Annotated in this window: 3 protein-coding genes and 1 pseudogene; 2 read left to right on the top strand and 2 right to left on the bottom strand. The window is 34.2% G+C overall.

The annotated features are described in order from the left end of the window. Nucleotides 1-411: 411 nt before the first annotated feature. A complete protein-coding gene (locus BM088_RS26575) occupies nt 412-2,406 on the bottom strand; it encodes a winged helix-turn-helix domain-containing protein (RefSeq protein WP_091991915.1) in 1,995 nt (664 codons plus the stop codon). A 155-nt stretch (nt 2,407-2,561) separates the two neighbouring features. On the opposite strand from BM088_RS26575, the gene BM088_RS26580 reads away from it, so the two are divergent. Beyond that, nucleotides 2,562-4,385, top strand: a complete 1,824-nt coding sequence (locus BM088_RS26580) for an alpha/beta hydrolase (RefSeq protein WP_091991916.1) — start codon at nt 2,562-2,564, stop codon at nt 4,383-4,385. Between the two features lie 740 nt (nt 4,386-5,125). Further along, nucleotides 5,126-6,574: an alpha/beta hydrolase gene (locus BM088_RS26585; RefSeq protein WP_091991918.1), complete on the top strand. Its 1,449-nt coding sequence runs from the start codon at nt 5,126-5,128 to the stop codon at nt 6,572-6,574. A gap of 189 nt (nt 6,575-6,763) precedes the next feature. Here the strand turns inward: BM088_RS26585 and BM088_RS28195 are convergent. Next, nucleotides 6,764-7,028 (bottom strand): annotated as a pseudogene (locus BM088_RS28195) (IS4 family transposase); the annotation flags it as partial.

Genomic DNA, 7,028 nt, shown 5'->3' on the forward strand with positions numbered 1-7,028 from the left:
AATGCTAAAAAGTTAGCCTAAAGGCCAACCTACAAAATGACGAACCTTATAGGTGAGGCTTCAGCCTTACTCTTTTATATTGCTAAAAAGTTAGCCTAAAGGCCAACCTACTGAATGACGAATTTTGTAGGTGAGGCTTAAGCCTTACTCTTTTAAAATGCTAAAAAGTTAGCCTAAAGGCCAACCTACAAAATGACGAACCTTATAGGTGAGGCTTTGCCTACATGGATGTAGGTACTAGAGCAATGCAGGAGCTATTGCCGGTAGCCTTACTCTTTTAAAATCCTTAAAAGTTAGCCGAAAGGCCAACCCACAGAATAACGAGTCTTGTAGGTGAGGCTTTGCCTACATGGATGTAGTTACTAGAGCAATGCAGGAGCTATTGCCGGTAGCCTTACGGGTACTAAAACACTATTTGTTTATACTAAATGGTACTTTGTATATATCTCCTTCTATGTTTTGACGCTCTATAAAATAAATTGATTTTTGATCTTTTGATACTGCATATTGATGTAAAAACCTATTGCTAGGTGCTAAAACAAGGGTTTCTTCAGCTGTGTCTATCGCATATTTCCAAATGCCAGACTCAGGGCGATAAAAGTAAATTGTCTTATCAATCAACTGCCAGTTTAACCAGTTAATTATGTCTACATTGACTATGAGTTTTTGCTCGTCCCCCGTAGCTAAATTAATCTGCCATAAACCGTTTTCATTAAATTTAGTGAAAAATAATGTATTGTTTTTTACTCTGCCGCTATAGCCGCCATGTTGTGTTAATTGCTCATGCGTATTTTCAATTGCTTTGTATAACCATAATTGCCATTGACCAGAGCGATTACTGCTATAAATAATATTGCCATTGGGTGAATAGTTAGCAACGAAGGCACCTGTTTTGTTATCTGTTAGTTTTTGATATACGTTGTTTTGTACATCAATTTGATAAATAGCCCCTTGTTTAGTGAATAATATAAACCGGCCATTTTCAGACCACTCATAACGGTCAAAACCCATTTCAAAGGGTAAATCAATATCGATTGTAGAAGTTGAGTTACCTTTAACTAACTGCCACTCAAAGGAGGATTGCTTTTTTGATAAGTAACTTAGCTGACCACTCGAACTTATTTTTGGTAATTGCGCTATTGCATTATTTTTGTCAATGGCAATGCGTTTACCCGTTTTGATATTTTGTTTAAATACATGACTTGCGCGCTCTAAAGTAGTAAAAAATAGGCTGTGTTGTGTTGCATCCATAGAGTTTATTGATTGCCCACCTTTAAACTCAAAATTTATTTCACCCGTTAAAGTATTGATTAAATAAATATCGCCTTTAGCAGCAAAGCTTGCATACTCACTGTTTAACCAACTTAAAGCATTCACATGATAAGGTATTTCATAAGTAAAATGAGTTTGACCAGTAAAGCTATTTAAAATTAATAACTGTGTATTGTTTTCATCAATATATCTTGCAACTAATAGCCAGTTTTTATTTAAGTGGTGATCCAGTAAATAATCGCCTAGCAAGTTTCCATGGCTTTGGGGCAGGGTAATTAAAGACTTTCGGCTTGTTTTTAAGTTATAGCGACTTATTTTATAAGGTTGTGTTTTATTTTCGCGACTTCTAAAGTAAATATCTTGCGAATTCCAATGCCAAGTAAAACGAGCAAGGCTGTCTGGAGCACATGTTTGTATATTGTTTGTGACGTATTTTTTTAGATCATAAAATGCAATTTGGCATGTTTGTTTATTTTGGTAACTCATAGCGAACAGCTGACCATTCGGGCTCATTGCTGCATTTTTGATGTGTTTATTTGGTAGTAACTTTTTAGCGTTTTGATCAGCAGTTAATAAATAAAGTTGGCGTGATGAAGTTTCATTATCAAAATGCTGATAAAGTAATTTATCGCCTATTTTATTGGTAGATACACTATATTCAGCACCAAACTGAGCTGTGATTCTCTCAGCTTGTTTAAATTTTACATTTACTTGAGGCTTAAACCACACCGTCATCACTAATAGAAAAGTTAGCAGTACAAGGCTCAAAATAATATGTGTTTTGTATTTTAAAAGTGTATTTTTTAATTCGATAACAACAGGCTTTTGCTCAGGTATCAGCTGCGAATTTTTAATATGCAATAACTTATAACCTGCTTTTGGTACAGTTATTATAAAGTCATTGTGACTATCTAAAGCCGATAAATGTTGACGTAGTAGTGACACAGTTCTGTTAATCGCACCATCACCCACAATTCTCCCTTGCCAAACCTGCTCTATTAATTGCTCACGACTAACAATATCACCATTGGCTTTTATTAACGCTTGCAATAAAAGGTTAACTTTTGGTTCAAGTTGACGCGTATGCTCACCAAAAGTGAGTTGTCGATTTATGGTATCAACAAAAATAGCCATTAAATGTACCTGAGCTAACAAAATATAACATCCTGTATTTAAAGTGTTTAATTGATGATAACAAAAACATAAGCTAAAAATAAGCTAATTGAGTACCTAAAGTGTTTTTGTTATTGCGCTGTTGTTTAACCTGAAGCCTTTAACAGGAGAAAGTAATGACAAAAATAAACACACAATTAGTTAAAACACTTTTAAGCCTAGCGGTTTGTTCATTAATGGCATGTAATAGCAATATAAATGATAAGCCAGAAAACCTAGACAAAATAGCTGAGCAAGTGGCAGGTTTTGATAAATATAAACACAGTATTGGTGACCGAGAATACTATTTAGTTAAACCTAACAACTATAACGCAAATAAAGCTTATAAATTACTTTTAGCGTTTCATGGTTCTAAAGGTACAGCAAGTGAAATGCGCAATATGGCCAAGTTTGAACAATATGATGACAACTACTTAATTGTATACCCGCAGTCTAAAGTAGAAGAGTGGAATGAAGGCTGCGATTGCAATAAACCCAATAGGCTAGGTATTGACGACTTAGATTTTGTAAATCAAATAATTGACGATGTAAAATTAAATTATCATATTTTGGATGATGAAATTTATAGCACAGGGTTTTCTCAAGGGGCACTGTTCACACAAAATTTATTATGTAATAGCAGTGAAAAATTTAAGGCCGTTGCATCTGTTGCAGCGCCTATGTCGGTACAACTATCTGAAGTATGTAACATTAGTGAGCCAACAGACTATTTGTTAATACATGGTACTAAAGATAATGTATTACCCTACAAGGGGCAAAAACATAGTAACTGGGGGTTAATATCTAGCCCTGATGCAACCTCGTTAATTGCCCAGCTTAACCAAATAAATACAGAGCCTAGTGTTAATAACTTGACCGACAACCTTGTTTTAACCGAATATAAAAATGAAACTCACCGAACACAGCTATTAACGGCGCAAAACGCAGGCCATAGTTGGTTTGTAAATAATTTAGATACATCAAAATATATTCTTAAATTTTTTCAGCAATCATCAAATATTAAATTACCTAAAAACTCATTTATGATAAAAACCCCCAGTGGTTTTAATCACGTGCGTGCCATGGGGTTAAATAATGATGGCCCGGCAATTGTACTTATTTCAGGCTTTAATAAAAACTTTCATAGTGACTCTGCTTGGTATGCATTATTGCAACCTTTGCTTGCAGAAAATTACCGTGTTTATAGCATAGACAGAGCCGGAAATGCATGGGGCGATTATAACGACCAAGCATCGTATCGCTATTTTGTTGATGACTTACATACTGTTTTAAAATCGTTAAATGAAGATGAAATTAGTTTAGTATCCTTTGCGAGTAGCAATATAACTGCGCAACTATTTCAAGACAAATATGCAAGTGATATAAAAATTAACAACATGGTGTGGATAGATCCAGATATTTTATTACCCCATTCAATTGCACTATATAAAGGCTACCCAGTTGATTGGTACGAAGAGTTCATAATAGATATTTTACCTTATGTTGAGGAAGACTATTTTACCGAGCGTTCAACTGAAAAAGTAGCAGCAGAAACACTTGAAATAAAAGATATGATTGCAGAGGACCTACAAGACAAAATGGATTGGGATTTTTACCATACGATTACCAGCCAAAGGTTAACAATTACAGGGCAAAAAATAAGAGCAACTGAAATCGCAAATTACCCCACCGATTTAGATACTGTAAGCAATATAGCACTTAATTTAGACATTCCAATTACAGTAATAGACTCTGACTTTGAACAAGCAGACATTAATAACGCAGACCAAGAAGATAAAGCAAACCTTATAAAGTGGCAACAAGAGGGGAGCCAATGGTCAAAAGACATAGCAGAACAAACCGGAGGCCAATATATTGAATTGACAAATTCAAAGCACTTAGTACCTTTTGAAAACCCAGAGGTAATAAAACAAGCAATTGCGCATTTATTAGCTCAGTAGGCTTAGGCATTTTTTACCAACAGCTGATATAAAATAAACCCGTGTTAAAGTATTTTCAACACGGTTTTTTACCTAAGGCTTTAATTAAAAAGAATAAAATCTAATTAAAGACGCGAATAATTTATTTTGTAGGTGAGGCTTTGCCTACAGGGATGTTGGTACTAGGGCAATGCAGGAGCATATTGCCGGGTGTAGTGGTACAGGTATTAGAGCAATGCAAAAACATATTGCAGCAGCCTTATTTTTTTTAAACCTAAACAGTTAGCCTAAAGGCCAACCCACAGAATGCCTAATCTTGTAGGTGAGGCTTAAGCCTTGCTCTTTTAAAACTTAAAACAGTTAGCCTAAAGGCCAACCCACAGAATGCCTAAACTTGTAGGTAAGGCTTTGCCTACATGGATGTAGGTACTAGGGCAATGCAGGAGCATATTGCCGCAAACTTACTCTTTTAAAACTTAAAACAGTTAGCCTAAAGGCCAACCTACAGAATGACCAATCCTGTAGTTGAGGCTTCAGCCTTACGGGTACTAAAACAATACAAGGTAATTGCCACCTAAACAATTAGCCTAAAAGCCAACCCACAGAATGCCAAACCGACACATTAATCTCGTTTAAAACAAGGTACCTTAATTGTAAACATGATATAACTCAAATATAATATTTTTTTGTATGCAAAAATATAAAAATTAAAACCATACAAATTTATTGATAACACATAATAATGCAATCAAAGGACTAAAATGCAACTAACAAATATAAGCTTGTCTGAAATTCCAGGTCTATTACAACGATGCTTACCAAGAAAAATGTTCACGCTTTCGACTCATGCACCGTTCATTGCTATTTTTGAAAGTCATAAAATAATCGTTATGACGCGCCGTGGTAAGTTTTCATTTAGTATGGACGAAATGATAGATATTTTAATAGATGTTTCACGTATTGAATCATTTAAACATTCTGAGTTTAAATATACCCACCAACATGCATCTTATAAATTGCCTATTGTTGCTTTATTATTAAATGAGCTTGGTCAAAATGAATTATTTAGCCAACAAAATTATAAAAAGCCATTTGAAGATGAAATACTTCTAAATATTGAAGAAGCTGAAAATGAAATATACTCTCGATCTTATTTTGATTTTGAAGATAAAGATTCTTATAGCAATATTGAAGAATCACGACCATTAGAAGAAGATACACTTGTTAAACTAAATAACAATTTTGTTGTTGATATTAATTATGTTACAAATCGTAAAAAAGCTGATAGCGGTAATGATGGTGATTTTTACTCAAATGAAAAACGCTCAGAAGTAACGTATGGCACGGCCAGTGTAAGCGTACCTACGGATCATACCTCAGGTATTATTGAAAGACCATTTTTAGATAAAGCGTTAAAACTATTTAAAATTAACCGCGAAAATCCCGATAAACACATTTGTATAAAGTCATGCAACGAGACTACAAAGCAAGACTTCTTAACACAAATTGGTTCTAAAGAAACTGCTTTATTATTCATTCATGGTTTTAATGTTAGCTTTAATGACGCACTGTATCAATCTGCACAACTTAAAACAGATTTAGTGTTTAATGATTCATTTGTGCTTTTTAGTTGGCCATCGAATGCTAATAAACTTTTATACGCATCTGATAAAGAAAGAGCTGGAACTGCAGCATTTTTATTGGCTGATTTGATTGTTGACATGTCAAAGCAAAATTTTAAAGAAATATATATACTTGCTCATAGCATGGGGAGCTATTGTTTGTCTCAAGCTCTAATGTCAAATAAAATGAATAATATAAATCCAGATGTCACAGTGGCACTGGCAGCACCAGATGTTGACAGAGATGACTTTTTAACCCATTACTTCCCACAATATCAACAATCGTTTAATCAAATTACGGTATATGCTTCAAGTAAAGATTTAGCATTATTTACTTCAAGTTATGCAAATAATTCAAACAGGCTAGGGGACTCAAAACCTATCACTTTTGCCAAAGGTATGGATACTGTTGATGCAACTCCAGTTGCCAGTTGGATGTCATTTAACCATTCATATGTATTTGAACATAATTATGTAATAACCGATTTGCATAATTACTTTTTTAATAAACAAACCGCAAAAGATAGAAGACTAAAACCAATGCCAACGACACAAAATCAGGACTATTGGCAATTTCACCCTGCATAAAAAACAGCTAATAAAATTTATAATATTAAGTCAAAGCATCACCTACAACATGTTAAACCCTGTAGGTGATGCTTTGCCTAAATGGATGTTGGTACTAGAGCAATGCAGGACATATTACCGGCAGCCTTACTCTTTAAAAACCCTAAACAGTTAGCCTAAAGGCTTAGGGCTCCCCATATCTTTTCCATTTTATTTAGCCTCATTAATTAAACTTCTTTGAGCCTTTTTAATGATACATTCTGGTATATGATAATTTTTATGTGTCAGAATTCTTTTTCCTAAATAACAATAAGATAATACTCGTCTTTTCTTTATTGTGTTTGCTTGGAAGTGGTAATGATATTTTAATATTTCTGCTGCCTTTCCAATAAGATACAATGTGTACTGAGCAATTAAAGCTATTAATAATAGAGCCTGCAATCGCTCTATATTATTACTTCTACTGCGCTTTAAT

Origin of the sequence: Pseudoalteromonas denitrificans DSM 6059, from assembly GCF_900112265.1 — a bacterium.
Taxonomy (GTDB): Bacteria; Pseudomonadota; Gammaproteobacteria; order Enterobacterales; family Alteromonadaceae; genus Pseudoalteromonas; species Pseudoalteromonas denitrificans.